Raw genomic sequence first — 25,359 nt, forward strand, 5'->3', positions numbered from 1 at the left:
TCCCGATGCGCTTCGTCTGGAAGATCCTCGCCCTCGTCGCGGCGCTGTCGCTGCCGGTCCAGGCGTTCGCGCTCGACCTCGAGCCGACCACGCGGGACCCGGCGGGCCGGTTCAGCACGCCGCGCGGTCTGACGCCCGGCTTCACCGACAACTCGCGGCGCCTCGCGACCACTGAATTCGTCCAGGCCCTGGCTTCGGCCACGGTCGTCAGCCCGTACCTGTCCGACACCCACTGCGGCGCCGATCAGACCGACCGCATCAACAGGCTGTCCGCGTCGCTGCCGGCCGGCGCGTGGCTGATCTTCCCGCGGTCGGGCTGCATCGCGATCTCGGGCACCCTGCTGAACGTCAAGCAGCGCTGGTCCGGCGCGGGCTTGGTCAACGGGACCGAGTTCCGCTACTCGGGCGCCACCGGCACGGCCATCAAGCTGATGGGCGACGGCGCGCTCTTCGAGCATGCCCGCGTCGCCAACAACGGGTTCACGAGCTCGTCGACCGGCATCGTGATGTCGGACGCCTCGGAGAACCCGACCCATCAGGGCGTCGAGAACGTCTACACGACCGGCTTCACGACCGCCATCAACGTCGAGAGCGGGTACTTCTGGGCGATCCGCAACGTCTGGGTCCGCAACTATGCGAAGTACGGCGTTCTCGTCCGCAACGGGAACTATTGCGACAACGGCGACAGCTCGATCGAGCATCTGATCACGCTCAACGACTTCGCGCCCCTCGACGGTTCCGCCGGGATCCGCTTCCAGAGCGGCGGCGGCTTGAAGATCACCAACTCCAAACTCCTCGGATCGCAATACGGCGTCGACCTCCAACTCGAACCGACCTGCAACATGCCCGGCACGGGCATCCTGCTCGTGTCCAACACCTCCATCGAGAACCAGACCGTCGCCGCCGTTCGCCTCGGTGCGGCCCCGGGTCTTGCCGGGGCCAGCAACCCGAAAATCTTCGGCTCCATCTCGATCTCCGGGAACGAGATTGCCGGGCAGCCGACCGCCATTCGGATCGACCCCGGCGTCTACAACGTCAACGTCACCGGCAACGTCTTCAACATCCACAATTACGACGTTCAGGTGTTTGGCGGGGAGAACGTCTACATCGGCGGGAACACGCACAAGAACTTCAACGTGGCGGCCATCGATCTCCACGATGGCGGCAGCAACATCGTCGTCGGCCCGGCGGCGTATTCCCCCGTTTCGCTCTCGTCCCACCGCGTGCTCGACCAGCGGCTGACGGACACCGGGCCGGTCGACCGCTTCGAGCAGCGCCCGCTCCATCTCGCCGCCCCGCCGGCCCAGGGCTACACGCCATCCGCGCCGGGATATGTGCCAGCCTTCCAGATCGACATGCGGCCGAACCGTGCCACCCGCGCGACCATCCAGATCGAGGGCACGCTGCAGGGCGTCGGCACCGTCTCCAGCTACCAGGACGTGCTGCTGACCAACACCGGCCTGACCGCGACCATCACGCCGACTTCTCCTCCGGTCACGGCGGCCAACCCGATCGATCTCGCATACGACACCACCACGGTGCCGGGGTCGGTAATCGTCCAGGTGCGCACCAACGCACCCGCCGGCGGCAACGGCTTCGACGGTTCGATCTCCGCCCGGGTGAACGGCCCCGCTGTCGGGTTCAAGGTCCTGCAGTAGGCCGCAGCTCCCCTCTCAAGCTCTCCTCCTAAGGGACTGCCATGATCCTGCGCTTGCCGGCGCGGGCCGCCCTCGCGTGCCTCGCGCTCGCGGGATCGGCCGCGTGCGCCCCAGCCTCGGCTGAGACCGCCTCCTGGTACGGCCCGGGCTTCCATGGCCGCCGCGCGGCCGACGGTTCGCGCTTCGACCAGGACGCGCTCACCGCCGCGCACAAGACCCTGCCGTTCGGGACTCGCGTGCGGGTGACCTGCGCCGCCACGGGCCGCTCGGTCGTCGTCCGCATCACGGACCGCGGCCCCTTCATCGCCGGCCGGGCGATCGACCTCTCGCGCGGCGCAGCCAGGGCCATCGGCCTGTCGGGCGTCGGCCGCGTCCACCTCGCCATCCTCGGCTGACCCGGAGACCACCATGGACGTCTCGCCCATCGGACGCGCCGCCCTCGAGGGGCGCGAAGGCACGCGGCTGACCGCCTACAAGGACAGCGTCGGCGTCTGGACGATCGGCACCGGCATCACGACCGCCTCCGGGCTGATCAAGGTCGTGCCGGGCCTGACGATCACGCCGCTCCAGTCCGACGCGCTCTTCGCCGCCGCGCTGGAGAAGTACGCGGCCCCGGTCCGTGCCGCCCTGGCCAAGCCGGTCCCGCAGCCGTTCTTCGATGCCTGCGTGAGCCTCGCCTACAACATCGGGCCGGTCGGCTTCGCGCACTCGACCGTGGTCCGCCGCGCCAACGCCGGCAACCTCGCCGGGGCCGTCGAGGCGTTCCTGATGTGGAACAAGCCGGCCGCGATCATCCCGCGCCGGCAGGGTGAGCGCGACCAGGCCGTCCTCGCCTCCTACGACGGCGCCAAGGTTTACGCGCGCCGCGGCGACCGCTCGCCCGTGAAGGCGATGGCCGGCACGCTGCCGGCGCCCGCGACCGCGCCCGACCCGCTCGCGCCGATGACAGGCGCGAAGCCGGCGGCCGCGGCCCGGCCCAGCCTCTTCACCCGCCTCGTCGACCTGTTCCTCGGACGAAAGGCTCCCTGATGCCCCGTTCTCGCTTCCACCGTGCCCGCATGCTGTGGCGACGCCTCAGCGGGTGGCGCACCTTCATCTTCTTCACGCCGGCATTCCTGCTGGCGCTGCTCGACGCCCTTCACGCCGTCGACTTCCGGCAGCTGCTCATCGACATGGGCGCGCCGGAGGGCACCGCGAAGGCGATCGTGGCCGGGTGCTTCCTGATGGGCCTCGTGATGCGGGCCTACACGACCACGCCGCCCATGCGCGCGCCGGACCGTGACGCGCCGGGAGGGCCGCGCTGATGCTCGCCGCCCTCCTCACCCTCGTGCCCGGCCTGCTCGGCAAGATCCTCGACTTCGCCAACAAGCGGGCTGACACGGATCTCGCCAAGCACCAGGTCGATGTCGGCGCCGACGTCTCGACCAACGCGCAGATGTTCCAGGCCTGGATCGTGGCGCAGCAGCAGGTCGCGGCCGCGCGCAACGCCGATCGGGCTTCCCTGCTGACCGCCTGGATGATGCCCGTCGCGTTCGCGATCGCGATCATCCACTTCGGCGCCGTGACCTTCGATTGCTTCCCCTGGGACGGTCACACGGTCGGCTCATGGCGGATCGCCGCGATGCCGGGCGAGTACCTGGAGATCCAGAAGACGATCATCTGGGCCGGCGTCGGACTGATCGGCCTGCTCGGCGTCAAGAAGACCTTCACCCGCTAACCCTCTCCCGCCCCGGAGAGGGGCCGGGCCGCGAAAGACCGCCCCATGGACACGTCCTTCCTGTCGCCCGGGCCGATCACCTGGGCGCAGCTCATCGCGCTCGCGCTGTTCCTGATCGCGCTCGGCAAGGGCACGGACTGGATCATCGGGAAGCTGCGCACCGGCACGAAGGAAGCGGTCTCGCCGCTCACGATCGACATGGCGGCGGCGAAGATCGAGATCCGCTCGCTTGAGGAGAAGCTGAATGCCTTCAAGATCGAGGTCGCGCGGACCTACGTCACCGGCGACGTGATTACCCGTCTGGAGCGGCGCATCGACGACATGGTGGTTTCGGTGCGGGACGAGATGAAGGAGACGCGCGAGGCGATGCTGAAGGCCTTCATGCGCCGGCCGCCCGACTGACCGCTGCGTCACATCCTACTTCACACCGCCCTGGGCGCCCCGGCTTCGGCCGGGGCGCCTTTCGTCGTTTGCAGAGCCTACATGGCATTTAAGTGGAACGCCGTGCCTACGACCTATTCTACAGTTGCAGATTAAGCTGCAATTTCCAATTTTGATCGAACAATCTTTAACCGCTTTAACAATGTCAGGCGGCGTCGGTGCGAATTTCAGACTTCAGCAGCATCGGTGCAGTCACATCGGGACGCAATTTACATCCATGTGTCTTGGAGCACTGCGGCATTCCCCGGGCGACGGTACGTGGAGCCAATAGTAACGCTGGATAGGGTTTAAGAAGATGCGCTCAAATCTGAAAACTGCAATTTGCTTCGGGTTGGCAATGAGTGGTGTCCTGATCGCAAGCGAGAGCGGGGCCGCTTCGTCGCAACCGGCTCCTCCAAACTCTATAGATTTCTCCAAGGATGAAGCTGCCTGCAAACGAATTTTCTTCGACGGGCGCGACCTCAGCAGCAATTATGCCTCGTGTTCGTTCGCAAAAGTCGCCACGGCAGACAATAGCCAGCTACCGGTGGCTGCTGACACGAGTCACGTCAGCAACGATCGCATAGACGGGGTCGGAAAAAACTACGAAACAGCACGGATGTGGTACGAAAAAGCCGCCGTAGCCGGCGACGTTACGGCCATGTACAATCTTGGTCTATTTTATTCGAGAGGAAATGGCGTCACGCAGAACTACGTTGAGGCAAGGTCATGGTACAAAAAAGCTGCAGACGGCGGTGACACCGATGCGATGAACAATCTGGGAAATTTGTATCAGGATGGGCTGGGCGGCAAGCAAGACTATAACGCGGCCAAAGCATTATTTGAAAAGGCGGCAAACAATGGAAATGCATTTGCGATGGCAAATCTAGCCGTTATGTATAACGCCGGTCGCGGAACTAAGATAAATTATCAGACTTCGCTAAAATGGTTCGAAAAATCTGCGGCGCTTAACAACGATTTTGCGCAAAACAGCCTTGGCATCATTTATCGTGAGAGTATCGGTGTTAAGCAAAATTTGAAGTTATCGCGTTCTTGGTTTGAGAAAGCTGCTGCGCTCGGCAATTTCGATGCGATGAACAGCTTAGGTGTTATGTTGGCCAACGGGCAGGGCGGCTCTCAGGACCTAGAAGCTGCAATCAAGTCCTACGAAAAATCTGCGGCAGGCGGCAACACTCTAGCAATGAACAATCTTGGTTCAATGTACGTAGATGGCAATGGCGTCAAGCAGGATCTAGTTAGTGCCAAAAACTGGTTCGAAAAATCCGCTGCAGCCGGCGATGCCACGGCGATGCGACGTCTGGCGGAGATGTATTCTCCCGACGACGGCAGGACCAAGAATGACTAATCATCCGTAGGAAATTTGATTGAAAGTGTGTTGCTGACTATTTGTCTATATTCGAAACGATGCCAAACCGCCCGGCTCCGGCCGTGGCGGTTCTTTCAGAACGGTAGCCCTTAGGCAGCTGTCTCATGGTCAAAAGGATTTACTCGGAGTCAGCAGCCAACAGTTACGGCACGTGCAAGAAAATAATCCGCCGAAGACCCTAGCGGTACTTTACTAAGGGATGCTCCGCGATCGAGAGACAACAGCGCCATACACCCCTTTCCTGTTGCGTATAATAGCCAAAATTTGCCCGGGAATTTTGATCCGGCGGCGAGTTTTTGCCAGAAATGCATATGAGAGGACAGCCAATGCGCGCCATGTCGACCGTCCTAATTGCTTCGCTTGCGGCAATTGCCTCAAGATCGGCGTCAGCTCAGCCGATTGCGCCCGGCGGCACCCCGCGATCAGGCGGTGCAGCTATCCAGCTTCAGCCCAACACCACTGGAAATGATCGCAACGTGGTCATTCCTCGCGGCGCAACGGGAGCGGAGACCATCACGACGGACTCGGCAGCTGGCGGTAACGCGAGCCTACCTGAGAGGGCCGTTCCAAATGGCAGTGCTGGTGGCGGCAGCGGCAGCGGCAGCCGTTAGATCGGCGGCAAAGACCTCGCATTAGCCTCAAAACAGACCGTCTTCAGCTCCGCCGCCGCGCGGCGCATTGTTGGTCCTGGTAGCCGCGGTCGGCTTTTCGGTCGGATGGATCTGTCACCGCGGCGACGTCTCCTCCGCCGGAAGGGCTGGTACTATTCCGGCTGTCACTCGGCGTAACGCACCGAGTTTCCTTAACCTCTAGCCCGCCCGGTCCGCCGGTGCGGGCTTTTTCGTGCGATCGCGATGAACTTTGCCGGGTGTTAAGGCGGAGGATCCTCGATGGCGTAATCTCGGTGCTCCTCCCGAGCCCCAACTTAGCCCGCCCGGTCCGCCGACGCGGGCTATTTTGTTCCTCGTGCCGCGGTCAGTTCACCGCATTGGGTCGATCGCCCACGAAGGGGCCGATCCCCGTCGCCTCGATCATTGCAAGGAAGGCCGCATGGGCATCCGCATCCGTCGCGAACGTGTCGTGCCAGCGAGTGCAGCCGGAGAAGTGAATCACCTCCATCCGCCAGCGATCCTGCGTCCCTGCGAAGCGGAAGATCTCGACTTCAACCTCATGCCCGTCGCGCGTGAAGATGCCCGATAGGGGTGAGCTCTCGAAGTCGTAGTCCTCGTCGTCCACTCTGACAGCCCCCTGCCGCCGGGCAGCACGCCGCTGCCCGTTCTCAATTCGGGACGCACGCGTAGAGGATGCTCAAACGATCCGGCAAGTGACGCTCGCCATCTAGGCACGCGAGCCGCGCTGCAATTCGGCTCCCGCAGGAGAGGCGATCGACCCCCATGCCGTCGCAGAGCGACCCGCATTCTCCTGCCGTTCGGGGTGAAAAGGCTGGACGGCTTGCGGCGACCGAGATGATCAAGACGCTGAGCCCACAGACCGGAAGCGTTCAGGGCCTCGTGCGCCGGCTCGAGGAGGTCGGGATTATCGTGGCCCAGGAGCACCTGAGAGCCGGCATGCTACCTGCTGAAGTCCGGGCATGGCACATCGGCTTCCAAGCAGGGATGAGCCTCGCACTCGGGGATTACATGCGCCGCTTTTGACCGGACAACTGATCCCCCGCCTCGTGAGCAGATCGGGGCGGGGTTGAGTGGGGTTTGGCCATGCGCATCCCGGCAGGATAGCCGCCGGGATGGCAGTGTCTAAGGGTTCAGCGAGTCAGTGGCACGGCGGTGATGAAGCGCATTCGCCGCTCGCCTTCCGTCTCGGTAGCCTCCCACACGGTTGCGAGCGGCATGTCGCGGCCGTCCGGCGCCCGCACGCGGCCTTCGAACCGAATGCGGACAGGACCCGTTGGTTGCGGCTGCGCGATGCCAGGGAAGTTGCCTATCGCGTGTGCTGCCAAAGCGTCGGCGAGCACCTTGGGCTCGGCGGGCGTGAAGCCGAACCGCATCAGGTATTTCGCCTTCGAGGCTCCGCGCTTGCTTTCGAGATTTAGAAGGTAGGCTGAAACCTTCGGCGCATCGATCGTAAAGAGGACCGGGACGAGCTTAGGGCTCACCATCGAGCCTGTTCACGAGCTGCAGCTGATGCGGGAGTGCCGTCACCAGAGCTCCGAGTGGCTCGGAAAACTCCACGACGTAGCTTTCGCCTTCCCCATGTACGCTTACAACCGTGCCTTCGGTGCCCGCGAGGATCGTGTCGCCATCATCGGTAACGGCATCAAAGAGCAGCACCACATCATCGAGATCCCGTAGGCTCGACGGCGGCTCGGTCTGCCAAACCCGGTAGGTGTACTCGAACGACATGGGTATCAAATACCCTGGTTGTCGCCGCCGTTCCATCGGAATCGTACCCTCAGAGGGTACGGTGTCAGCGACACGCGCACGCACGAAATTCCCGCCGCCTTGCTGGGCGCGGTGTGATGACGCTCCGTTAAGCCTGCGCCCTTAGCCCCCTTGGCATGTCCAACCTCCCGCCCGCCGTCGCTTCCTGGCGCGACCAGATCGAGCGCCTGTCCGAGCACGCCTCGCCGTGCCGCTACCTGACCCCGGCGCGGTGGGCGGCGATGCGGACGAACGCGCTGGCCTTCCTCGACCAGCACGGCGCGGAGGCGCACCGGCTTGGCTGGACCGCGCCGCAGCTCTTCGGTGTCCACCCGGAGCACGGCTTCCTGCGCGTCGAGTATGCGGGCGCGCTGATGGTCAACGACAGCAAGGTCGTCGGCGTAGAGCCGGACCGGATCGTGTTCGACCGGTTCTCCGGCTACCGGACGAAGCCCGGTCAGACCTGGGGGCCGCCGATCTGGGAGATCGCGGCCAAGGAGCGCGGCTGATCCCGCCTGTGATCTGAGAGGATGTCGGGGGCAACCATGTGGTGAGCCGGCGCAGGATGTTGCGCTGGCCAAGCCATTAACACCCCACGCCTTTTCCGAGCGCAAGGTGCCGGTATGTCCACTCGCATACCGAGCCATCCATGCATTTCGAGATCCGATCCACCGGCCGCCACCTCTGGACCTGGGTGCTCCTCGACGCGGCGCATCTGACGGTGATGGAGTCGGACCGGACCTTCCCGTCCGAGGCGCAAGCGTCGGCCGCCGCGCTGGCGTTCTCGAAGCTGGTGACCCGGGCGGGCAAGACGCTGACCAGCGGGCCAACGGGCGGCGGACTGATCTGATCGGATCGCCTGTTCCGGGCAAGCTGATGCTGCGGCAGTCGAAATCGGCCGCCATTCACATTCGTCCACCGGTCGCGAAGATCGCCCGCGCGAGCATCTTGAAGGAAGCGGCCGCCTCGGGCTTGTTCCGTGTTCGTTCGCGAGCGGAGGGCCACCAGAATGGGGCGCCTGGGGGATGCGGGGCCCGGTCGGGTGTACGTCGACTGCGCGACCTGCAAGCGCTCGGGCCGCTACACCATCGCCAGCCTGATCGACCGCTACGGGGCCGACATCTCGACGATCGACCTGCTGCGACACCTGACGGCCTCTTGCCGCTATCAGCGCGCGCCCGGGGCGCCGCCCGCGCGGAAATACGAGCACCTCTGTCTCGCCGCGATCACGCTGCCGCCGGCCGCCAAGAAGATGCCGCCGGTGCCGCCGGGCGTGCCATACACGATCGAGGTCTGGGACCGGATCGGCGGCAAGCTCGAGCTGCACCTCGCGACCATCTACCCGCTGACCGTGGCGATCGCTGCGTTCGAGGCCGCCTGCAAAGAGTGGCCAGCGAACGAGATCACCCTTCGGGATCGCGCACGAATCGTGCGGAAGCGGGAACTGACACCAATGTCCACGAGCACGTCACCGTCGTGAGGCGTCCGAAGACGCCATCGAGCGTAACGGCTCGGTACGCATCGGATGACCTAAAGCCGCACTGCGTTCAAACGGCACAACCATTGGAACGGATCTCCCAGTTCTAGTCCTCGGAAAGCCAAGTTGCCCTTAGTTGCGGCTAATAGGTCGTTCATTTGTATCGAATCATACATTAAAATGATCGATCAATCTGCCTACTTCTGATGGAATGGCTTCTAGAAATTGTCATTCGTAAGTAGTTATTGTGCTCGCGGGGCAACAATTGGATACAATCTTCACAACTTCAGATTTTGCCTTTAGAATTGTGATACTACGGCGTTGGTCTACTACTGGTGGGGGCACCGTGAACCAACACAGCATTACCGGCGCGGGTTCGCCGGCCGACTATACACGTCTGACTGCCACAATCGTGAGCGCCTATGTAAAGCATAACAACGTGCCGACTTCGGACCTAGCTGCGCTGATCGCCAGTGCTGCCGATGCTCTTATCGGCCTCACAGCGCCTGAGACGCCGAGCATTGCGACGGCCGGAAGAGTTTCGCAGGCGCAGATCCGAAACTCCATCACGCACGAGGCGCTGATCAGCTTCGAAGATGGGAAGGGCTATAAAACCCTCAAACGGCACCTGACGACCTGTGGCCTGACCCCGGAAACGTACCGGGCGAAGTGGGGCCTTCCTCGCGACTACCCGATGGTAGCTCCCGGCTATTCGGAGAGGCGATCTGCCATCGCTACAAGCTTGCAGCTCCGTCACGCCCACCGCTCGGCCGCTCGAACTGCAGGAAGAACGTAGATCCAGATGCGCCCAACCTCGTCGGAGGTCATCTCGCCTGGCTAGACCAGCGCTGAGGCATGGCGCGCCGGCCCTGCGGAGCGCCACCGGGTGACGTTCCGGCGCAACTCGCTGACCGCGAGGCCATCATCCTCAAAGTGTGCCAGCGCGCGGGCGGCGTGCATGCCGCGCTCACGGCCAGGGATTCCAGCGCGCCCAGCGAGCTCGACGGCGGTCGGCGGCTCGAACGTCAGCGCCGCCAGGGCGCGTGGGCGGAGATCCTGGCGCGGCCGGGCACCTCGCGACGATGAACCATACCGTAAGCTTTTCAATCGAAAGCGACCTTATTATTGATCCTGAGGCGTGGCCTCGTCCGCGCAGGCGCTTAATTGTGTCTTTTAACACTTTCAAAAAGTGCTCTGCACTGTAAATCAACGCCGTCGGACAAATCCGACCTTTCTGATAACAATATGTCTGGATCTTGCAGGATGAAAAAGATGATATTTGCTTCGATCGCGACTATTATCGGCGTCTCGTCTTTGGTTAGCCCTGCGCTTGCGTATTGGGTCTAGCTTTTTGTGATGATGATGGCCGATATGAGAAATGAAAATCGTACGCGGCCTTTGGCGGAAGCTGCCGTCATTGAGGCCCTGGTGCGTTCGCCAGGGCCTACGATACGGGTCGATGGCGCGCCTACAACTGAAGGATGCTCTGTGAGCCAGCCTGCCGCGCCTCGTCTGCCCCTGCTAGGCGGCTCTTGGTCGTGGTTCGCAGCGAGGCGCCACAACTTAGAAGCTGAAGAACGACTTATCCCGAGGAGATCGCGTCGACGGTCGACGCCACCGCGACGCCGGCCGCCCGGGGCACCGTCTTCGCCTCCATGATCGTGGCGGCCTCGTCGCTAATGCCACTACCCCAGCGCGATCAGCATCCAGGTGCGTGCCTTCGCCATCAGGTCGCCATCCCCGGCTTGAGGGTCGGACGCAATCACGCGGTCGATGATTTCGCGCGCGTCCGCGCCGCTCATCCCGATTCCCTGAACGAAGCCGCTCAGCCGCTCGGAGAGACGTTCGATGGTCGCCGCGCGGTCGGCGCTCGAATCGGTCTCGCTCATCCCTTCACCGGATGAGCCAGCAGAATCGCGGTCCGGACCATGTTCCGCTTCCAGGCGGGCTTGTCGGTGGTGAGCGCCTCGGCCGCGCGGGTGTTGGTTCGGAGCGTCTCGACGAGGTCGAGGGTCCAGCCCTTCGCGAGCGGGTATGCGTCGGTCGCCAAGTCCGCGAGGACGGCGTCGACCGCGGCGTCGACCTCCTGATCGCTGACCTCGGCAGACTTGCGCAGCTCGGAGACGGTCGCGGGTTCCTTAGCCATTCGATCCTGTGCCGTGGGCTGTGCCGAGTCTTGTGCCGACCCCCGATTTCCTCGGGGGTCGGCTGGTTGGGCTCGTTCAGAGGGTAGCGCGAACGAGCAGTGAACGGAATGTGCCGAGTTCTGTGCCTTGACGAAACGCCTCCAAACGTAGTCAAAGACGCTCCTGACGCACCGAAACCGCCAATTTCCTCAATGGTTTCAGGGCGCCTGCCGGTGTAGCACAGCGGTAGTGCAGCGGTTTTGTAAACCGAAGGTCGGGGGTTCGATCCCCTCCGCCGGCACCACGAACTTCGAGACCGGAGGGCTGCCCTCGCCTCGGCGGAGGCTCCGGAGTCCCGACCGGGGTCTCGGGGGACAGCGGCGCAGGCCGCTCGCCGACCTCCCCGGACTGGGGCGGCGGCGCCCGCGCGGCGTGGACATCATCCGGCAACGCCCGTCGGCTACGGCCGAGCTTGTCGGTGGCCTAAGCCCCCTCCGGCCGTCCACGCCCGCTCAGCACCAACTCCGACCGGAGCGGGCGGGCGTGGATCGCCGTCGGCGTCGCGGATTGCACGAATGCGCGAGCGACGGCCGATGTTACAAAATGATACACCGCGCCGGCCGGATCGGCGCCATGGTCGAGAGGTCGACGGTGATCGACCTCCACGCCCGCGACCTGGTGACCCCCTCAAGACTCTGGTGAGCGGGCGTGGAGCCCCCCGCGGCGGGCGCGACCGCCCGGAGCCCGGCGAACCCTCGGTCAGGGGTCGCGCGAAATCACGCCCCCGTCCCCCGTTCGAGGGACGCGCCCCGACACCCCGCAGCCTAGCCTCTCCGCTGGCGCAGAGACTGCGCCGCTTGGGAGGACATCCATGGCCACCGCCCGGCTTCCCGCGCTCCGGCGCAACGTCCTGCTGTTCAGTCTCGCGTTCGCCGCCGCCAGCCTGGCGTTCGGCGCCGTGATGCTGACCTCGCCGCCGATCAGCGAGGCGGCCGTCTCGACCCTGACGGACGACGGGATCATCCCGCCGGTCACCAACTGCGAGTTCCTGCCGAGCGGGGACGTCAACGGCTGCACCGTCTACCGCTGAGCGCGTGAGACCCGACCGCGGCCGCGGTCGGGCCCCGCCCTGTCCCGTCGGGCTGCCCCTCCGGAACCGCCGCCTGCGGCGCTCCGCCGGCGCGCCCGCGACCGGGCGGAGGCCCGGTCTTCGCACCGGCCCAGATGTCCCGACGGGCGGCCTCGCGAGGACGCACCGGCCCGATCCCGTCGGCACCGCCGCCGCGACACATCCGGCCCCGGCCTGTCTCGCGGGTCCCGGATCCGGTCGCGGACCGCTGCTTGACGCTGGGATGCCAGCGTGGCCTCCTGGCCGAAAGAAAGAACGTGCCGCGGAGGACGGTCTGCCATGGCGTTGATCCGGAGCTGCGTCCTCTCGGTCGCGATCGGCTTCGCCGCGCTCGCCGGACCGGCCGCCGCCGAGCCGATCCGCGTCAAGGTCGGCGTCCTCAACGACATGTCGGGCGTCTACGCCGATACCGGCGGCAAGGGCTCCGTCGTCGCCGCCCAGATGGCCGTGGAGGACTTCGCCAAGACCGAGCCGGGCGTGCAGGTCGAGATCGTCTCGGCCGACCACCAGAACAAGCCCGACGTCGGCGCCGCCATCGCCCGCCAATGGTACGACCGCGACGGCGTCGACGCGATCCTCGACGTGCCGACCTCCTCGGTGGCGCTGGCGGTGAGCCAGGTCACCCGCGAGAAGAACAAGATCTTCATCGACTCGGGGGCCGGCACCACGGAGCTGACCGGCAAGCAGTGCTCGCCGAACACGATCCAGTGGACCTACGACACCTACGCCCTGGCGCATGGCACGGCCGGCGCCATGCTCAAGCGCGGCGGCGACACGTGGTACTTCCTCACCGCCGACTACGCCTTCGGCCTCTCGCTGCAGAACGAGGCCACCGCGGTGGTCGACCAGGGCGGCGGGCGGGTGCTGGGCGCAGCCCGGGTGCCGTTCCCCGCCACCGATTTCTCGTCGTTCCTGCTGCAGGCGCAGGCCTCGGGCGCGAAGGTGGTGGGTCTGGCCAACGCGGGCGGCGACACGGTCAACGCGGTCAAGCAGGCGCACGAGTTCGGGCTGACCGACGGCGGCCAGAAGCTCGCCGCCCTGCTGATCTACGCCGTCGACGTCCACGCGATCGGCCTGCAGACCGCGCAGGGACTGGTGCTGACCGAGTCGTTCTACTGGGATCTCAACCCGGGGACGCGGGCCTTCGCGGAGCGGTTCTACCCGCGCAACGGCAACAGCATGCCGACGATGAACCATGCGGGCGTCTATGCCGGGCTCCTGCACTACCTGAAGGCCGTGGCGGCGACGAAGTCGACGGACCCGCAGAAGACCATGGCGTGGATGAAGGCCAACCCGACCGACGACCCGCTGTTCGGCAAGGGCGTGGTCCGGGCTGACGGGCGCAAGACCCACCCGATGTACCTGTTCGAGGTGAAGGCGCCGTCCGAGTCGAAGGGCCCGTGGGACCTCTACAAGGTGCTGGAGACGATCCCCGCCGAGCAGGCCTTCCGCCCCCTGGCCGACGGCGGCTGCCCGCTCGTCGCCAAGCCGTAGCGACGGAGCCGAACGCCATGATGCGCGCGCTCGACGGGCAGGTCGCCTGGGTGACGGGGGCCGGATCCGGGATCGGGCAGGCGACCGCCCTGGCGCTGGCCCGGGCCGGCATGCGGCTCGCGCTCACGGGCCGGGGGCGGGACGCCCTCGACCGCACCGCGGATCTCGTCCGCGCGGCGGGGGGCGAGGCCCTGGTCGCCCCCGCCGATATGGGCGTGGCCGAGGACGTGCAGCGGGCCTGGGAGGCGGTCCACGCCGCCTGGGGGCGCTGCGACCTGCTGGTGAACTCCGCGGGCCTCAACGTGCCGCAGCGCGGCTGGAACGCGATCACGCCGGCCGGCATCGACGCCGTGGTCGGCGTCAACCTGAACGGCCCCTTCTACGCGTCGCGGGCCGTGCTGCCGACGATGCGGGCGCAGGGGAGCGGCCTGATCGTCCACGTCTCCTCCTGGGCCGGCCGCTACGTGTCCAAACTCACGGGACCCGCCTACTCCGCCGCCAAGCACGGGCTGGTGGCGCTCTCGGAGAGCCTGAACCAGGAGGAATGCGGGCACGGGATCCGGTCCTGCTGCATCTGCCCCGGCGAGGTCGCGACGCCCCTCCTCGACAAGCGGCCGGTTCCCGTCACCGCGGAGGATCGCGGACGCATGCTGCAGGTGGAGGATCTCGCCGAGACGATCCTGTTCGTCGCCCGCCTGCCGGCCTCCGTCTGCGTCAACGAGATCCTCATCAGCCCCACCTGGAACCGCGGCTATCTCGAGGGCGTGAAGCTCTGAGCGGGGCCGTCGCGGCGCGCTCTGACGGGGCGCGACGCGCGCGGCGACCGTCGGCCCGGCCGGCCGCGATGCCCATCGATCGGCCGAGAGGCCGGGACGTCCCGGCCCGGGGTGCGGCGCACTCATCCGCCGTTCAGGTGCGAAGGATGAGTGTCGTCACGGCCAAGCTAAAAACAAGTATTTCTGAATTGTATCTGGGATTTCACGGATTAAATCCGGCACAAGCTGGGCCATTTCAAGATTAAAATTTGATGAATGCGGAGTTCAGAACCGATTAAATCCGTCGCGCCTACCAGCGCTGCCGGAAGGCGATGAGACGCGTCTTCGCCGAACCGACGGGGACAACGGTCCGGCGGACCGCCGGGCCCCTCGGGGCCCCATCGCGCACGACCGGGGGGGGCGCGACCATGTCAGGGACCGAGGACGATCCAGGGATTCCGGGCGCCGCGGACGCGGCCGGAACGGGCGCCGCGGCCGCGTCCCGCCCGGTGCCGGACGGCAGCCCCGGCCGGCCGATCGACGACGGGGCGCGGGACCGGATCGGGCGGGGGCTGCGCCTGCACTACGCGGGCGTCCTGGCCCTGCCGATTCCGGACCGGCTCCGGACGCTGCTCGACGAACTCGCCGCCCACTCCGACACGGAGGCCTCGCGATGACCCTGATGCTGCAAGCCGCCCCCGCGGGGAGCGGGTCCGGTCCGGCCCCCCGGGGCGCGGACGCGGAGATGCGCGACCTCCTGCTGGGGGCGATCCCGGCGCTGCGGGCCTTCGCGTTCTCGCTGACCTACGACCTCGACCGCTCGGACGACCTCGTGCAGGACACGCTCGTGCGCGCCTGGATCAACGCCGCCAGCTTCCGCCGCGGGACCAACCTGACGGCGTGGCTGTTCACGATCCTGCGGAACCTGTTCTACTCGGAGCAGCGCAAACGCAAGCGCGAGGTGGAGGACGCCGACGGCGTCCACGCCGGGCGCCTGACCGCCCTCCCCGAGCAGGAGATCCGGATGGAGATGGCGCAGTTCCAGAGCGCGCTGAACCAGCTGCCGCCGGCCCAGCGCGAGGCGCTCGTCCTGGTCGGCGCCCAGAGCTTCACCTACGAGGAGGCCGCGGCCATCTGCGGCGTCGCGGTGGGCACGATCAAGAGCCGGGTCAGCCGCGCCCGGACCCGCCTGATCGAGGTGCTGGGCATGACCGGCACCGACGATATCGGACCCGACCCGCAGACCCGCGCGGCCCTCGACGGCTCCTGAGGCGCGCGCGGCCGCCGCGAGGACCGCCGCGAGGACCGCCGCGAGGACCGCCGCGGAGCCTACTTGATGAGCCTGACGACGTCGCGGAACCGCCTGTGCCGCGCCGTGCCGAGCCACTCGAACGCCACCATCTCGGTGGTGACGATCTCGGCGCCGTGGGCCGCCATCCGGGCGAGCGCCGCCTCCCGGTTCCCGATCCGCCGCGAGCCCACGGCGTCGGCCACCACGGCGACGCGGCGACCGGCCTCGCGCAGCCCGAGAACCGTCTGCAGCACGCAGACATGGGCCTCGCAACCGCCGACCACGAGGTCGCGGTCCGCGGGCAGGCGCTCGAGGAAGCCGGGCGTCCGGGTCGCGCCGAAGCTCATCTTGGCGAAGACCGTCCCGGGCTCGGGCGCCAGGGCCGGCACGGTCGGCCCGAGGCCGGCGGCGTTCTGCTCGGTGACCAGGACCGGGACGTCGAGCAGCCGCGCGGCGGCGAGGAGGCGGCCCGCATTGGCGACGACCCCGTCCCCCTCCGCGATCGTCGGCATCAGCCGGACCTGAACGTCGATGACGAGGAGGAGCGAGCGGGCGGAGTCGATCTGCGGCATCGATGTCTGGTCCCTGCGGAGGGGTCCCGTCGGAGACGGACGCGCCCGATCCGCGTCCCGTCCGGCCCGTTCGGGACCGCGCCCACCGGCATGACAGGTGCGCGTCTCGACCGCGACCCCGCCGGCGCATTGCCCTAGCGGAGCGCGATGTCGCCGGGGACGCCGGCGGCCGCGGCCCCGCCGGCGGCCTTCTCGAACCACCGCCGGGCGGCGTCGAAATCCTGCTTCACCCCGCGACCGTTGAGGTAGAGGAAGCCGAGATTGTTCATCGCCTCCGCGTGGCCGGCGGCGGCCGCCTTCTCGAACCAGCGGCGGGCGGCGGCGTCGTCCGGCTTCACGCCCTGGCCGTTCAGGTAGAGGCTGCCGAGGTTGTTCATCGCGTCGACGTTGCCGCCGGCGACCGCCTTCTCGAACCAGCGGCGGGCCGCGGGGGCGTCCGGCTTCACGCCCAGACCGTTGAGGTTCAGGCTGCCGAGGGCGTTCATCGCGTCGACGTTGCCGCCGGCGGCGGCCTTCCCGAACCAGGACGCGGCCGCGCCGTAATCCTGCCCGACACCCTGACCGTTGGTGTAGAGAAGCCCGAGATTGTACATGGCCGACGCGGCACCGGCGGCCGCGGCCTTCTCGTACCAGCTGCGGGCGGTGGCGTAGTCCTGCGTCACGCCCTGGCCGGCATCGTAGAGGCTGCCGAGGTTGTTCATCGCCTCGGCGTTGCCGGCCCGGGCGGCCTTCTCGAACCACGCGGCCGCGGCGGCGTAGTCCTGCTTCACGCCCTGGCCGTTGTAGTACAGGCTGCCGAGGTTGAGCATGGCGTCGACGTCGCCGCCGGCGGCCGACTTCTCGAACCAGCGTCCGGCCGTGCCGAAATCCTGCTTCACGCCCTGTCCATTGATGTAGAGGATCCCGAGATTGTACATCGCGGCAGCGCTGGCGCCGGTGGCCAGCGTCGCGGAGGCGCTCCGGGCGGTCTCCGCCCGGGCGCCCAGTCCGGACAGGACCGAGAGCGCCAGCGTCATGGAAACGATGGATGTCGCGCGCATGGCCGTGAATCCCTGTGCGGGCACGCGAACCGTCATGCCCTGCGCGGAAGCCGATCCCGAGCATCTTCCGCAATGCTGATGGCGTCTTTCAGAACCTTGTTCCGTCCGATGACAGTCTTCCGGGACGAGGCCCCTTCAGCTGAACTGCACCGAACTGATCCGTGACCTATCCGGGTCCGGCAGGACTTTCTGGACCAAATCGCACATGCGGCCCGCCGCGCCGGCGCGTCCCGCAGGCGCGCGACGGGCTCGCGCGTGGCGGCCCGTGCGCCTNCGGGAGGCCCGCCGAGCGCGCCCCGACCTCGCGCCCCGGCCCCTCGCCGGGACGGGCCGCGGCCTCAGCTGCGGAAGTCGACCAGGAGCGCCGAGACGGTGCCGCTGTTGGCGGTGCCGCTCGCCCCGTAGCCGGCGCTGCCCGACTGGCTGCTCTGGAGCTGCTGGATGAAGGTGGACAGCAGGTCGTTCGTCGTCCCCGCCGCCGAGGTGGTCGAGGCCGACGCGGAGGCCGACAGGCCAGTCCCGGCGCCGCCCGCGGCGTCTCCCGGGGGCGGGCCGGGCGGGGGCCCGGGCGGCGGGCCGTCCGGACCGGCGACGTCGCCGGTCCCGTCGCCCGCGGCGTCGGTGCTCTGGGTGCTCCGGCCGTGGCTGGCGAACAGGTTCTTCAGCTCCGTGGCCTGGTCGGCGGTGAGGCTGCCGCTGCTGACCTGATCGGCGATCAGGCCGTCGATCCGGTCCTTCATGGAGGACGGGTCGAGCTTCGACCCTGTCGCGGTGCTGCTCGAGGCGGAACTGTCCGACGACAGGCTCGAATCGATGCTGCTCAGGGCGCTCGTGAGCGCCGTCGCGTCGGTGCTGCTGATCGTGCCGGCCGACAGCGCGCTGCTGATCGTGTCGGACATCTGGGTCTTGGGCGACGGCGGCGGCGACCATCGCTGCGCGGCGAGCTGCGCTGTCGCGGTGGATGAGACGGTACTCATTGGGGGCTCGGGTCACGGATGAGCCGGATTCGCCCGGCGGCGGGTCCGTGTGCAAATTACCCACGCGATCCTTAAGGCCGCGTTTCCGCGATCGCCCGGATCCCCGCCGCGGTGAAGGGACGGCCTCGGTGACGGGACGGCCGCGTCGGCGCGGCCGGGAACCCCGATCGCGCCGCTCAGAGGCTCGCGGCCATGCGCAGCGGCGCCGCTTCGGCCGGGCGCGCCGCGGCCTCGGCGTGGCCGTAGAGGCCGCGATGCTTCGGGTTCGGCGACAGCCGGTCGGTCAGGCCGATCACCGTCTCGGCGGCGCCGAGCAGGAGCGCGCCCTCCGGGGCGAGCTGCGCCGCGAGCCGCGCCAGGACGTCCGACTTGGTCGGCGCGTCGAAGTAGATCAGCACGTTGCGGCAGTAGATCACGTCGAACTGGCCCAGCGAGGCGAAGCTGTGCAGCAGGTTGAGCTGCCGGTAATCCACCATGCTGCGCAGGCTCTGGGCGATCTGCCACTGCTCGCCGACCTGGGTGAAGTACTTGATCAGCCACTGCACCGGCAGGCCGCGCTGGACCTCGAAATGGCTGTACAGCCCGAGCTTGGCCTTCTCGATCACCTCGGTCGACAGGTCGGTGGCGACGATCTCCACCTGCCAGCCGGCGAGCCGCGGCGCCGCCTCCTGGAGGAGCATGGCCAGCGAGTACGGCTCCTGCCCGGTGGAGGCCGCCGCGCACCAGATGCGCAGCCGGCGACGGCCGGCATTGCGCGCCAGCACGTCGGGCAGGAGCGTGTCGCGGAACAGGTCGAACGGGATCCGGTCGCGGAAGAAGAAGGTCTCGTTCGTGGTCATGGCCTCGACCACGGCCCGCTCGATCGTGCTGTTCTGGGCGAGCTTGAGGGTGCCGATCAGGTCGCCGAGGCTGGCGAGCCCGAAGCGGCGGCAGACCGGGGTCAGCCGGCTCTCCACGAGGTAGCGCTTCTCCGGCGTCAGCGCGAGGCCGGAGCGCTGCTTCAGGAAGGTGCGCAGGAATTCGAACTCGAGTTCGGTCATGCCGGCTGCCCCGTGATCATGGCGCGCAGCGCCGTCGCGAGTTCGGGCAGCGGCAGCACGGCCTCGGCGAGCCCGGCCCGCGCGACGCTGCCCGGCATGCCCCAGACCGTGCTGGTGGCCTCGTCCTGGGCGAGGACCGGGCCGCCGGCCTCGGTGAGCGCCCGGGCGCCGTTGGTCCCGTCCGAGCCCATGCCGGTGAGGATCACGGTCGCGGTGGCGGCGCCGAACACCACCGCCGCGTCCTTGAACAGGACGTCGACCGCGGGACGGCAGAAATTCACCGGCGGGCCGTCGGTGAGCTTGATGATCGGGCCGCCGGCCCCGGCGGCCAGCCCCATGTGGCGGCCGCCCGGGGCCACGTAGATGCGGCCCGGCTCGACCCGCTCCTCGGCCTTGCCCTCGGCCGCCGGGAGCCCGGTGCGGGTGGACAGGTGCTCGGCGAAGACCGCCGTGAAGATCGGTGGCATGTGCTGGACGATCAGGACCGGCAGGCGCCGCAGGGCGGCCGCGCCGATGCCCTCCAGCATCTCGCCCACGGCCCGCGGCCCGCCCGTGGAGGAGCCGATCAGAAGGGCCCGGGGCTGGGACCGGGTGCGGACCTTGGGCCGCAGGGTGAAGGGGGTCGCCGGGCGCGCCGCGGCGGCGGCGGCGTGATGCCCCGGGGCGTGGCCCGCGGGCGCGGTGACCGGGCGCCGGTTCCGCGCGCGGGCGGAGCCGAACACGCGGACCCGCTCGATCAGCTCGACCCGGAACGTGTCCGAGGTGGTGACGCCGCGGCTGCTCTCCGGCTTGGCGATGTAGTCCACCGCGCCGAGGGCGAGGCACTTCAGCGAGATGTCGGCGTTGCGCGTCGTCAGCGTCGACATCATCACGACCTGCACGCTCGGGCTCATGGCGAGCATGCGCGGCAGCGCGGTCGTGCCGTCGAGTTCCGGCATCTCGATGTCGAGCAGGACCACGTCCGGGTCGTGCTTGGCCATCAGCTCGAGGGCGATCCGGCCGTTCGAGGCCGTGCCGACGAGCTCGAACCCGGCCTCGCCGATCCAGCGGGCCACGAGGCCGCGCACCACGGCCGAGTCGTCGGCCACCAGGACACGGATCGCCGTGGCCGATGAGGTCGTGCTCTGGGTTGGCGGCGTGCGCAGCGGGGCGACCGCGGGACTCAGGGCCATGATGATTGCCTCGGGTGCAGGGTCGCGGGGCTCGGGCCGCGGGTCAGGGAGCAGGCGATCAGGCCGCGTCGGCGACGAGTCCGACCTGTTCGAGCTTGGCCGTCAGGATGTCGCGGTCGAAGGGCTTCATGATGTACTCGTCGGCCCCCGCCCGGAGGGCGCGGGCGATCGCCCCGACGTCGTTCTCGGTGGTGCAGAACAGGACCTTCGGCACACCCCCGCCCTCGCTCTGGCGCAGGGCCTGGAGGAACGCGTAGCCGTCCATGTTCGGCATGTTCCAGTCGAGCAGGATCGCGTCCGGCATGCTGGCCGCGCAGGCTTCGAGGGCGGCGCTGCCGTCCTCGGCCTCGCTGACGTTCATGCCGAGATCCTCGATGATCCGCCGGGCGACCTTCCGGATCACCGCGGAATCGTCCACCACCAGGCAGGTGGTCTCGTGGGGCGCCTTCATCGACCTCTCCCTCAAGCCGCCTTGGCGCCGGCGGGCGTGAAGCCGAGGAGCGCGTCCACGTCGAGGATCACCAGGAGCCGCCCGTCGAGGCGGTGGACGCAGGTGGCGAGGTCGCGGAAGCGCGGATCCAGGTTGATCGGCACGGCCTCGCGGCTGTCGGCGCCGAGCTTCAGCACCTCGCCGACGCCGTCGACCACCAGCGCGAAGGTCTCGCCGGCCTGCTCCAGGCCGATCGCCATCTTCGGGCTCGCCTTGCTGCCGTCCGCCTCGGCCTCCGCGTCGGGCAGGCCCAGGCGGCGGCGCAGGCTCATGGCCGTCACGACCCGGCCGCGCAGGTTCAGGAGGCCGACGATCTCGGCCGGCGCCAGGGGCACCGGGGTCACGCCCGACGGGACGAAGACGTCGTGGACCCGCTCGATCGCCAGGCCGAACAGCGTCTCGCCGACGAAGACCGTGACGAAGTCGTCGGTGGCGCCGGTCTCGACGCCGTTGGTGGTGGCGCCGCTGGTGTTGGCGTTGGCAGCCTGCATCGGAACTCTCCGGATTCGTTCGTCGCGATGGTCGCGATCGGCTTTGGGCGATCGGCCTGGGTCGATCGGCTCGGGTCGATCGGCTCGGGTCGATCGCCCTGGGGCGGGCGGCTCAGGCGGCTTTCGACACCGTGGCGGCGCCGATCTCGGCCAGCGCCGAGATCAGGCCGCTGCGGTCGAACTTCGCCACGAGGTCGCTGATCGCCAGCGCCCGCGCCTTCTCCACCGCGTCGGCGCCGACCGCGCCGGTGAGGCCGATCACCGGGAGCCCGGCGAGGCGCGGCTCGGCCCGCCGCATGGCGGCGACGAGGTCGAAGCCGCTGCGGCCCGGCATCTCCAGGTCGGTGACCACCACCTCGATCTGCGGATCGGACTGGAGGGTCGACAGCGCCGCCTCGGCGCTCGCCGCCGTGACCACCTGGTAGCCCGCGGCCTTGAGCACCGGGCTCAGCATGTCGCGGAAGAAGGCCGAGTCGTCGACCAGCAGGATCGTGGAGATCTGCTCGGGCCGCTTCAGGCCGCGCGCCCAGTCGTCGTAGGCCAGCGGCAGGAAGTGGGCGATGTTGATGATGTCGGTCGCCCGGCCCCGAAGCACCGCCGAGCCGATCAGGTCCGACCGGTCCGCCGCGATCTCGATGTCCAGGCGCTCCTCGACGATGTCGACGATCTCGTCGACCACGAGGCCCATGGCGCGCTCGCCGTCGGAGAACACCACCAGGGCCTGCGTCCCCTCCGACTTGATGGTGATCGCCGCGTCGGCCGGGACCAGGGGCATCAGGCGCCCGCGGTACTGGATCAGCGCGCGGCCGCCGAGCCACTCGACCTTGGCGCACTCGATCTCCTCGAGGCGGGTGACCAGCGACAGCGGCACCGCCTTGAAGCTGCCCTGGCCGCCCTTGAACACCAGGAGCGTGGTCTTGGTGTCGGCCATCTCGACCGCCTCGTCGGCGTCGGCGTCGATGTGGCCGCCGCTGCCCTGGACGCCCTGCGCCACCTGGCGGGCCACGCCGTTGGGATCGACGATCAGCACCACGGCGCCGTCGCCGAGGATCGTGTTGCCGGCAAACATCGGGATGTGCCGCAGCTTCACCGACATCGGCTTCACGACGATCTCCTCCGTGTGGAAGACCTCGTCGACGAGGATGCCGAAGCGCTCGCGCCCGACCTGGGCGACCACCACGAACCCGGCCTGGTCCGTCTCCGCGCCCGGGCTCGACTGTCCGAGCAGGCCGGTGAGCGAGACGATCGGCAGCAGCCGCTCGCGCAGGCGCAGCACCGGCGCGCCGTTGATGTGCTCGACCCGCTGCGCCCCGGCGTCGACCCGAACCAGCTCCAGAACCGCCACCTGCGGCAGGGCGAAGCGGTGCTCGCCGGCCCGCACGATCAGGGCGGCGACGATGGCGAGCGTCAGCGGGATCTTGATGGTGAAGGTGGTGCCGCGCCCCGCCGTCGTGGCGATGTCGATCAGGCCGCCGATGGTCTCGATGTTGGTCTTGACCACGTCCATGCCGACGCCGCGGCCCGAGACCGAGGTCACCGCCGCCGCCGTCGAGAAGCCGGCGTGGAAGATGAACTTGGCGACCTGGGCGTCGGTCATCCGCTCGACATCGGCCTGGGAGGCCAGGCCGCGCTCCACCGCCTTCTTGCGGATGGCCGCGAGGTTCAGGCCCTTGCCGTCGTCGGCGATCTCGATCGTGATGGTGCCGCCCTCGTGGTAGGCGGCGAGCCGGATCGTGCCGCGGGCGGGCTTGCCCGCCGCCACGCGCTCGGCGGTCGATTCGAGGCCGTGATCCGCCGAGTTGCGGACCATGTGGGTCAGCGGGTCCTTGATGACCTCGAGGACCTGCCGGTCGAGCTCGGTCTCGTTGCCGACCATGACCAGGTCGATCTGCTTGCCGAGTTCGGCCGAGAGGTCGCGCACCACGCGCGGCAGCTTCTGCCACGCGTTGCCGATCGGCTGCATGCGCGTCTTCATGACGCCTTCCTGCAGCTCGGCCGTGACGTGCGACAGACGCTGCAGCGGGACCTTGTAGCTCGAATCCTCGTGCCGGCGGGCGATCTCGAGGAGCTGGTTGCGGGTCAGCACCAGCTCCGAGACCATGGTCATCAGGTGCTCGAGCGTGTCGACGTTCACCCGGATCGTCTGGTTCTTGGCGGCGGCGGTCGCCTCGCCCTCGACGGCCTCGGCCTTCTCGGCGCGCGCCGGCTCGGGCTTCTCGGCCTTCTCGGCCTCGACAGGCTCGGCCCGGGCCGGCTCGGGCTTCTTCTCGACCTTGGGCGCCGCGCTGACGGCGGGGGCCGGAGCGGGCGCGACGGCGGCCGCCGGGNCACCGCGGGGGCCGGCGGCGGCAGGAAATCCGACTCGTCCGGGCCGGGGGCGGCCAGGAAGGCGGCCTCCAGGTCGTCCAGCGAGACCTCGCCGGGCTTCAGCTCGCGGACCACCGGATCGGGCAGGACCGGCTCGGGCGGGGGCGGCGGGGCGGCGGCCTCCGGCTCGTGCGCGCCCTCGGCCATGCGCTCCAGGGCGGAGATGAGGTCGTCATCCGAGCCCGCAGGCTCCGTGCCGGTGGCCTCCAGGTCGGCCAGGATCGCCTTCAGCCGGTCCAGCGTCAGCAGGATCAGGGTGACGGAATCGGACGTGGCGGGCAGCCCGTCGCGGAATCGCCCCATCAAGGTCTCGGCGGCGTGCGCCAGGGCTTCGAGCCGCGGGAGACCGAGGAACCCGCAGGTTCCCTTGATCGTGTGCACGAGTCGGAAAATGTTCCGCAGAATAGTCTCGTTGTTCGGATCCTGCTCGAATCGAACCAATTCTGCATCGACCGTGTCGAGATGCTCCCCGCTCTCGGTCAAAAACTCGCGAAGCAGGTCGTCCATAGGCGCTACTCGTTACGCGGAGAAGGTCTCGCGCAACCTACTTACTCGCGCGGGGTTAGGGAAGCGTTTCCATCCCGGCCCCGCGCGGCACCTTTTTCAGAGTTTCACGCCAGCGCCGTGTCCGAAGCTTCTCCATCGGAGTCTTCGGGCGCGTCGATCACTGCGGGCGTGGCGGTGATAGTCACTTCATCGCCCTCGATGGCGAAGCGCACATCCATGGCGGCGGCCCGCGCCACGAGGCCGGCGTAGAACGGCAGGATGCCGTGGGCGTCGACGGTGCCGCTCTCGGGCCGACCGGCCATCAGCTCCTCGACGTGGGGCGGGATGCGGGCGTGCGAGCCCTTGGCCTTGAGCACCAGCGTGGGCGCCTCGCCGTCGCCGGAGACGACGACGTCGATCAGGCCGCCGCGGGGAATCGCAGAGGTGGCGACCATCACGAGATTGAGGAGGAGCTTGACCTTGTTCTTCGGGAACAGGGCCTGCGGCGCGCTCCAGGTCAGCTTGGTCTTGTCGTCGGAGAACATGCCCTTGGCCACGCTCTCGGCGTCGGCGAGGTCGATCGAGGCTCCGGCCGAGCCGGCGGCCCCGAAGGCGATGCGGGCGAATTTCAGCCGCGCAGAGGCCTGGCGGGCGCTCTTCCCGATCAGCTCCAGGGCGAAGGTCCGCATCGATTCGTCCTGGTCGTCCTCCAGGACCTCGAGCCCGTTCACGATCGCGCCGACGGGGCTGATCACGTCGTGGCAGACGCGGGAGCAGAGCAGGGCGGCGAGGTCGAGGCCGTCGAGAGTCAGGGTGGGCGAGGTCGGGGAGGACATGGTGCGCTCCGGGCGGGCGGATCTGAGGTGCGGACGTCTGCGGGCCGGGGCCCCGA

At 68.1% G+C, this 25,359-nt stretch carries 31 protein-coding genes, 1 tRNA gene and 1 pseudogene; 19 read left to right on the forward strand and 14 right to left on the reverse strand.

The genetic code is table 11. The features are described 5' to 3' along the window. Nucleotides 1–5: 5 nt before the first annotated feature. The 7 genes from MMR14E_RS08135 (at nucleotide 6) to MMR14E_RS08165 (ending at nucleotide 5,161) form a co-directional block, all read left to right on the forward strand. Nucleotides 6–1,658, forward strand: a complete 1,653-nt coding sequence (locus tag MMR14E_RS08135; RefSeq protein ID WP_331313639.1) for a hypothetical protein — start codon at nucleotides 6–8, stop codon at nucleotides 1,656–1,658. A 41-nt stretch (nucleotides 1,659–1,699) separates the two neighbouring features. Beyond that, on the forward strand, nucleotides 1,700–2,053 hold the full coding sequence (locus MMR14E_RS08140) for a septal ring lytic transglycosylase RlpA family protein (RefSeq protein ID WP_331313640.1): 354 nt from the start codon (nucleotides 1,700–1,702) through the stop codon (nucleotides 2,051–2,053). A 13-nt stretch (nucleotides 2,054–2,066) separates the two neighbouring features. After that, complete coding sequence (locus MMR14E_RS08145) at nucleotides 2,067–2,687, forward strand: lysozyme (protein WP_331313641.1); 621 nt, start codon at nucleotides 2,067–2,069, stop codon at nucleotides 2,685–2,687. Then, entirely contained in the window at nucleotides 2,687–2,962 is a 276-nt protein-coding gene (locus tag MMR14E_RS08150) for a hypothetical protein (RefSeq protein ID WP_331313642.1), read from the forward strand. The genes MMR14E_RS08145 and MMR14E_RS08150 overlap by 1 nt, the downstream gene beginning before the upstream one ends. Then, nucleotides 2,962–3,375 carry a hypothetical protein gene (locus MMR14E_RS08155; RefSeq protein WP_331313643.1) on the forward strand — a complete coding sequence of 138 codons (414 nt, stop codon included), beginning with the start codon at nucleotides 2,962–2,964 and terminating at the stop codon, nucleotides 3,373–3,375. The genes MMR14E_RS08150 and MMR14E_RS08155 overlap by 1 nt, the downstream gene beginning before the upstream one ends. A gap of 45 nt (nucleotides 3,376–3,420) precedes the next feature. Then, nucleotides 3,421–3,777, forward strand: a complete 357-nt coding sequence (locus tag MMR14E_RS08160) for a hypothetical protein (RefSeq protein WP_331313644.1) — start codon at nucleotides 3,421–3,423, stop codon at nucleotides 3,775–3,777. 334 nt (nucleotides 3,778–4,111) lie between these two features. Beyond that, entirely contained in the window at nucleotides 4,112–5,161 is a 1,050-nt protein-coding gene (locus MMR14E_RS08165) for a tetratricopeptide repeat protein (RefSeq protein ID WP_331313645.1), read from the forward strand. A gap of 996 nt (nucleotides 5,162–6,157) precedes the next feature. Here MMR14E_RS08165 and MMR14E_RS08175 read toward each other — a convergent pair. Next, nucleotides 6,158–6,418, reverse strand: coding sequence for a hypothetical protein (locus tag MMR14E_RS08175; RefSeq protein ID WP_331313646.1), 261 nt, complete (start codon nucleotides 6,416–6,418; stop codon nucleotides 6,158–6,160). 230 nt (nucleotides 6,419–6,648) lie between these two features. On the opposite strand from MMR14E_RS08175, the gene MMR14E_RS08180 reads away from it, so the two are divergent. Continuing rightward, on the forward strand, nucleotides 6,649–6,837 hold the full coding sequence (locus MMR14E_RS08180) for a hypothetical protein (protein ID WP_331313647.1): 189 nt from the start codon (nucleotides 6,649–6,651) through the stop codon (nucleotides 6,835–6,837). Nucleotides 6,838–6,944: 107 nt separating this feature from the next. Here MMR14E_RS08180 and MMR14E_RS08185 read toward each other — a convergent pair whose 3' ends face one another. Together MMR14E_RS08185 and MMR14E_RS08190 are read right to left on the reverse strand one after the other, a co-directional pair. After that, on the reverse strand, nucleotides 6,945–7,298 hold the full coding sequence (locus tag MMR14E_RS08185; RefSeq protein ID WP_331313648.1) for a DUF6883 domain-containing protein: 354 nt from the start codon (nucleotides 7,296–7,298) through the stop codon (nucleotides 6,945–6,947). Next, complete coding sequence (locus tag MMR14E_RS08190; RefSeq protein ID WP_331313649.1) at nucleotides 7,285–7,542, reverse strand: DUF4926 domain-containing protein; 258 nt, start codon at nucleotides 7,540–7,542, stop codon at nucleotides 7,285–7,287. The genes MMR14E_RS08185 and MMR14E_RS08190 overlap by 14 nt, the downstream gene beginning before the upstream one ends. A 155-nt stretch (nucleotides 7,543–7,697) precedes the next feature. On the opposite strand from MMR14E_RS08190, the gene MMR14E_RS08195 reads away from it, so the two are divergent. The 4 genes from MMR14E_RS08195 (at nucleotide 7,698) to MMR14E_RS08210 (ending at nucleotide 9,833) form a co-directional block, all read left to right on the forward strand. Then, nucleotides 7,698–8,069 carry a hypothetical protein gene (locus MMR14E_RS08195; protein WP_331313650.1) on the forward strand — a complete coding sequence of 124 codons (372 nt, stop codon included), beginning with the start codon at nucleotides 7,698–7,700 and terminating at the stop codon, nucleotides 8,067–8,069. A gap of 140 nt (nucleotides 8,070–8,209) precedes the next feature. Continuing rightward, nucleotides 8,210–8,410 carry a hypothetical protein gene (locus tag MMR14E_RS08200; protein ID WP_331313651.1) on the forward strand — a complete coding sequence of 67 codons (201 nt, stop codon included), beginning with the start codon at nucleotides 8,210–8,212 and terminating at the stop codon, nucleotides 8,408–8,410. Between the two features lie 159 nt (nucleotides 8,411–8,569). After that, nucleotides 8,570–9,040 carry a hypothetical protein gene (locus tag MMR14E_RS08205; RefSeq protein ID WP_331313652.1) on the forward strand — a complete coding sequence of 157 codons (471 nt, stop codon included), beginning with the start codon at nucleotides 8,570–8,572 and terminating at the stop codon, nucleotides 9,038–9,040. Nucleotides 9,041–9,383: 343 nt separating this feature from the next. Further along, nucleotides 9,384–9,833, forward strand: a complete 450-nt coding sequence (locus MMR14E_RS08210) for a MucR family transcriptional regulator (protein ID WP_331313653.1) — start codon at nucleotides 9,384–9,386, stop codon at nucleotides 9,831–9,833. Nucleotides 9,834–10,722: 889 nt separating this feature from the next. Here MMR14E_RS08210 and MMR14E_RS08215 read toward each other — a convergent pair. Further along, a complete protein-coding gene (locus MMR14E_RS08215) occupies nucleotides 10,723–10,926 on the reverse strand; it encodes a hypothetical protein (protein ID WP_331313654.1) in 204 nt (67 codons plus the stop codon). Continuing rightward, nucleotides 10,923–11,183: a hypothetical protein gene (locus MMR14E_RS08220; RefSeq protein ID WP_331313655.1), complete on the reverse strand. Its 261-nt coding sequence runs from the start codon at nucleotides 11,181–11,183 to the stop codon at nucleotides 10,923–10,925. The genes MMR14E_RS08215 and MMR14E_RS08220 overlap by 4 nt, the downstream gene beginning before the upstream one ends. 209 nt (nucleotides 11,184–11,392) lie before the next feature. Between MMR14E_RS08220 and MMR14E_RS08225 the strand changes: the two genes are divergently transcribed. The 6 genes from MMR14E_RS08225 (at nucleotide 11,393) to MMR14E_RS08250 (ending at nucleotide 15,811) form a co-directional block, all read left to right on the forward strand. Then, nucleotides 11,393–11,467, forward strand: a tRNA-Thr gene (locus MMR14E_RS08225). A gap of 567 nt (nucleotides 11,468–12,034) precedes the next feature. Beyond that, a complete protein-coding gene (locus MMR14E_RS08230; protein WP_331313656.1) occupies nucleotides 12,035–12,253 on the forward strand; it encodes a hypothetical protein in 219 nt (72 codons plus the stop codon). Nucleotides 12,254–12,571: 318 nt separating this feature from the next. After that, complete coding sequence (locus MMR14E_RS08235; protein WP_331313657.1) at nucleotides 12,572–13,786, forward strand: ABC transporter substrate-binding protein; 1,215 nt, start codon at nucleotides 12,572–12,574, stop codon at nucleotides 13,784–13,786. A gap of 17 nt (nucleotides 13,787–13,803) precedes the next feature. Then, nucleotides 13,804–14,562 (forward strand): SDR family oxidoreductase, encoded by a 759-nt coding sequence (locus MMR14E_RS08240; protein WP_331313658.1) that lies wholly within the window; start codon nucleotides 13,804–13,806, stop codon nucleotides 14,560–14,562. A gap of 407 nt (nucleotides 14,563–14,969) precedes the next feature. Further along, on the forward strand, nucleotides 14,970–15,218 hold the full coding sequence (locus MMR14E_RS08245) for a NepR family anti-sigma factor (RefSeq protein WP_331313659.1): 249 nt from the start codon (nucleotides 14,970–14,972) through the stop codon (nucleotides 15,216–15,218). Beyond that, entirely contained in the window at nucleotides 15,215–15,811 is a 597-nt protein-coding gene (locus tag MMR14E_RS08250; protein ID WP_331313660.1) for a sigma-70 family RNA polymerase sigma factor, read from the forward strand. The genes MMR14E_RS08245 and MMR14E_RS08250 overlap by 4 nt, the downstream gene beginning before the upstream one ends. Before the next feature lie 59 nt (nucleotides 15,812–15,870). Here MMR14E_RS08250 and MMR14E_RS08255 read toward each other — a convergent pair whose 3' ends face one another. The 3 genes from MMR14E_RS08255 to MMR14E_RS08265 all read right to left on the reverse strand — a co-directional run bounded on the left by MMR14E_RS08255 (nucleotide 15,871) and on the right by MMR14E_RS08265 (nucleotide 18,184). Further along, nucleotides 15,871–16,404 (reverse strand): isochorismatase family protein, encoded by a 534-nt coding sequence (locus MMR14E_RS08255; protein WP_331313661.1) that lies wholly within the window; start codon nucleotides 16,402–16,404, stop codon nucleotides 15,871–15,873. A gap of 134 nt (nucleotides 16,405–16,538) precedes the next feature. Beyond that, nucleotides 16,539–17,444, reverse strand: a complete 906-nt coding sequence (locus tag MMR14E_RS08260; protein WP_331313662.1) for an SEL1-like repeat protein — start codon at nucleotides 17,442–17,444, stop codon at nucleotides 16,539–16,541. Nucleotides 17,445–17,782: 338 nt separating this feature from the next. Then, nucleotides 17,783–18,184: a hypothetical protein gene (locus MMR14E_RS08265; protein WP_331313663.1), complete on the reverse strand. Its 402-nt coding sequence runs from the start codon at nucleotides 18,182–18,184 to the stop codon at nucleotides 17,783–17,785. On the opposite strand from MMR14E_RS08265, the gene MMR14E_RS08270 reads away from it, so the two are divergent. Further along, complete coding sequence (locus MMR14E_RS08270) at nucleotides 18,183–18,443, forward strand: hypothetical protein (RefSeq protein ID WP_331313664.1); 261 nt, start codon at nucleotides 18,183–18,185, stop codon at nucleotides 18,441–18,443. The genes MMR14E_RS08265 and MMR14E_RS08270 overlap by 2 nt on opposite strands. Before the next feature lie 154 nt (nucleotides 18,444–18,597). Here MMR14E_RS08270 and MMR14E_RS08275 read toward each other — a convergent pair whose 3' ends face one another. From MMR14E_RS08275 to chpT, 6 genes and pseudogenes are all read right to left on the reverse strand, one after another. Continuing rightward, entirely contained in the window at nucleotides 18,598–19,461 is an 864-nt protein-coding gene (locus MMR14E_RS08275; protein ID WP_331313665.1) for a protein-glutamate O-methyltransferase CheR, read from the reverse strand. Beyond that, the gene (locus MMR14E_RS08280; RefSeq protein WP_331313666.1) at nucleotides 19,458–20,633 is read right to left on the reverse strand and encodes a chemotaxis response regulator protein-glutamate methylesterase; all 1,176 of its coding nucleotides are present in this window, start codon (nucleotides 20,631–20,633) and stop codon (nucleotides 19,458–19,460) included. The genes MMR14E_RS08275 and MMR14E_RS08280 overlap by 4 nt, the downstream gene beginning before the upstream one ends. 58 nt (nucleotides 20,634–20,691) lie before the next feature. Then, nucleotides 20,692–21,084, reverse strand: coding sequence for a response regulator (locus MMR14E_RS08285; protein ID WP_043352407.1), 393 nt, complete (start codon nucleotides 21,082–21,084; stop codon nucleotides 20,692–20,694). 11 nt (nucleotides 21,085–21,095) lie between these two features. After that, nucleotides 21,096–21,614: a chemotaxis protein CheW gene (locus MMR14E_RS08290; RefSeq protein ID WP_331313667.1), complete on the reverse strand. Its 519-nt coding sequence runs from the start codon at nucleotides 21,612–21,614 to the stop codon at nucleotides 21,096–21,098. A gap of 112 nt (nucleotides 21,615–21,726) precedes the next feature. Continuing rightward, nucleotides 21,727–24,488 (reverse strand): annotated as a pseudogene (locus tag MMR14E_RS08295) (hybrid sensor histidine kinase/response regulator). Between the two features lie 104 nt (nucleotides 24,489–24,592). Next, complete coding sequence (gene chpT / locus MMR14E_RS08300; protein WP_331313668.1) at nucleotides 24,593–25,303, reverse strand: histidine phosphotransferase ChpT; 711 nt, start codon at nucleotides 25,301–25,303, stop codon at nucleotides 24,593–24,595. Between the last annotated feature and the right edge of the window lie 56 nt (nucleotides 25,304–25,359).

It is taken from the genome of Methylobacterium mesophilicum, from assembly GCF_036441335.1.
In the GTDB taxonomy this organism is placed as follows: domain Bacteria; phylum Pseudomonadota; class Alphaproteobacteria; order Rhizobiales; family Beijerinckiaceae; genus Methylobacterium; species Methylobacterium mesophilicum_B.

Coding starts and splice junctions, on each gene's coding strand:
- MMR14E_RS08135 (WP_331313639.1), top strand. CDS start 6: ATGCGCTTCGTCTGGAAGATCCTCGCCCTCGTCGCGGCGCTGTCGCTG.
- MMR14E_RS08140 (WP_331313640.1), top strand. CDS start 1,700: ATGATCCTGCGCTTGCCGGCGCGGGCCGCCCTCGCGTGCCTCGCGCTC.
- MMR14E_RS08145 (WP_331313641.1), top strand. CDS start 2,067: ATGGACGTCTCGCCCATCGGACGCGCCGCCCTCGAGGGGCGCGAAGGC.
- MMR14E_RS08150 (WP_331313642.1), top strand. CDS start 2,687: ATGCCCCGTTCTCGCTTCCACCGTGCCCGCATGCTGTGGCGACGCCTC.
- MMR14E_RS08155 (WP_331313643.1), top strand. CDS start 2,962: ATGCTCGCCGCCCTCCTCACCCTCGTGCCCGGCCTGCTCGGCAAGATC.
- MMR14E_RS08160 (WP_331313644.1), top strand. CDS start 3,421: ATGGACACGTCCTTCCTGTCGCCCGGGCCGATCACCTGGGCGCAGCTC.
- MMR14E_RS08165 (WP_331313645.1), top strand. CDS start 4,112: ATGCGCTCAAATCTGAAAACTGCAATTTGCTTCGGGTTGGCAATGAGT.
- MMR14E_RS08180 (WP_331313647.1), top strand. CDS start 6,649: ATGATCAAGACGCTGAGCCCACAGACCGGAAGCGTTCAGGGCCTCGTG.
- MMR14E_RS08185 (WP_331313648.1), bottom strand. CDS start 7,298: ATGGTGAGCCCTAAGCTCGTCCCGGTCCTCTTTACGATCGATGCGCCG.
- MMR14E_RS08190 (WP_331313649.1), bottom strand. CDS start 7,542: ATGTCGTTCGAGTACACCTACCGGGTTTGGCAGACCGAGCCGCCGTCG.
- MMR14E_RS08195 (WP_331313650.1), top strand. CDS start 7,698: ATGTCCAACCTCCCGCCCGCCGTCGCTTCCTGGCGCGACCAGATCGAG.
- MMR14E_RS08200 (WP_331313651.1), top strand. CDS start 8,210: ATGCATTTCGAGATCCGATCCACCGGCCGCCACCTCTGGACCTGGGTG.
- MMR14E_RS08205 (WP_331313652.1), top strand. CDS start 8,570: ATGGGGCGCCTGGGGGATGCGGGGCCCGGTCGGGTGTACGTCGACTGC.
- MMR14E_RS08215 (WP_331313654.1), bottom strand. CDS start 10,926: ATGAGCGAGACCGATTCGAGCGCCGACCGCGCGGCGACCATCGAACGT.
- MMR14E_RS08220 (WP_331313655.1), bottom strand. CDS start 11,183: ATGGCTAAGGAACCCGCGACCGTCTCCGAGCTGCGCAAGTCTGCCGAG.
- MMR14E_RS08230 (WP_331313656.1), top strand. CDS start 12,035: ATGGCCACCGCCCGGCTTCCCGCGCTCCGGCGCAACGTCCTGCTGTTC.
- MMR14E_RS08235 (WP_331313657.1), top strand. CDS start 12,572: ATGGCGTTGATCCGGAGCTGCGTCCTCTCGGTCGCGATCGGCTTCGCC.
- MMR14E_RS08240 (WP_331313658.1), top strand. CDS start 13,804: ATGATGCGCGCGCTCGACGGGCAGGTCGCCTGGGTGACGGGGGCCGGA.
- MMR14E_RS08245 (WP_331313659.1), top strand. CDS start 14,970: ATGTCAGGGACCGAGGACGATCCAGGGATTCCGGGCGCCGCGGACGCG.
- MMR14E_RS08250 (WP_331313660.1), top strand. CDS start 15,215: ATGACCCTGATGCTGCAAGCCGCCCCCGCGGGGAGCGGGTCCGGTCCG.
- MMR14E_RS08255 (WP_331313661.1), bottom strand. CDS start 16,404: ATGCCGCAGATCGACTCCGCCCGCTCGCTCCTCCTCGTCATCGACGTT.
- MMR14E_RS08260 (WP_331313662.1), bottom strand. CDS start 17,444: ATGCGCGCGACATCCATCGTTTCCATGACGCTGGCGCTCTCGGTCCTG.
- MMR14E_RS08270 (WP_331313664.1), top strand. CDS start 18,183: ATGGAGGACGGGTCGAGCTTCGACCCTGTCGCGGTGCTGCTCGAGGCG.
- MMR14E_RS08265 (WP_331313663.1), bottom strand. CDS start 18,184: ATGAAGGACCGGATCGACGGCCTGATCGCCGATCAGGTCAGCAGCGGC.
- MMR14E_RS08275 (WP_331313665.1), bottom strand. CDS start 19,461: ATGACCGAACTCGAGTTCGAATTCCTGCGCACCTTCCTGAAGCAGCGC.
- MMR14E_RS08280 (WP_331313666.1), bottom strand. CDS start 20,633: ATGGCCCTGAGTCCCGCGGTCGCCCCGCTGCGCACGCCGCCAACCCAG.
- MMR14E_RS08285 (WP_043352407.1), bottom strand. CDS start 21,084: ATGAAGGCGCCCCACGAGACCACCTGCCTGGTGGTGGACGATTCCGCG.
- MMR14E_RS08290 (WP_331313667.1), bottom strand. CDS start 21,614: ATGCAGGCTGCCAACGCCAACACCAGCGGCGCCACCACCAACGGCGTC.
- chpT (WP_331313668.1), bottom strand. CDS start 25,303: ATGTCCTCCCCGACCTCGCCCACCCTGACTCTCGACGGCCTCGACCTC.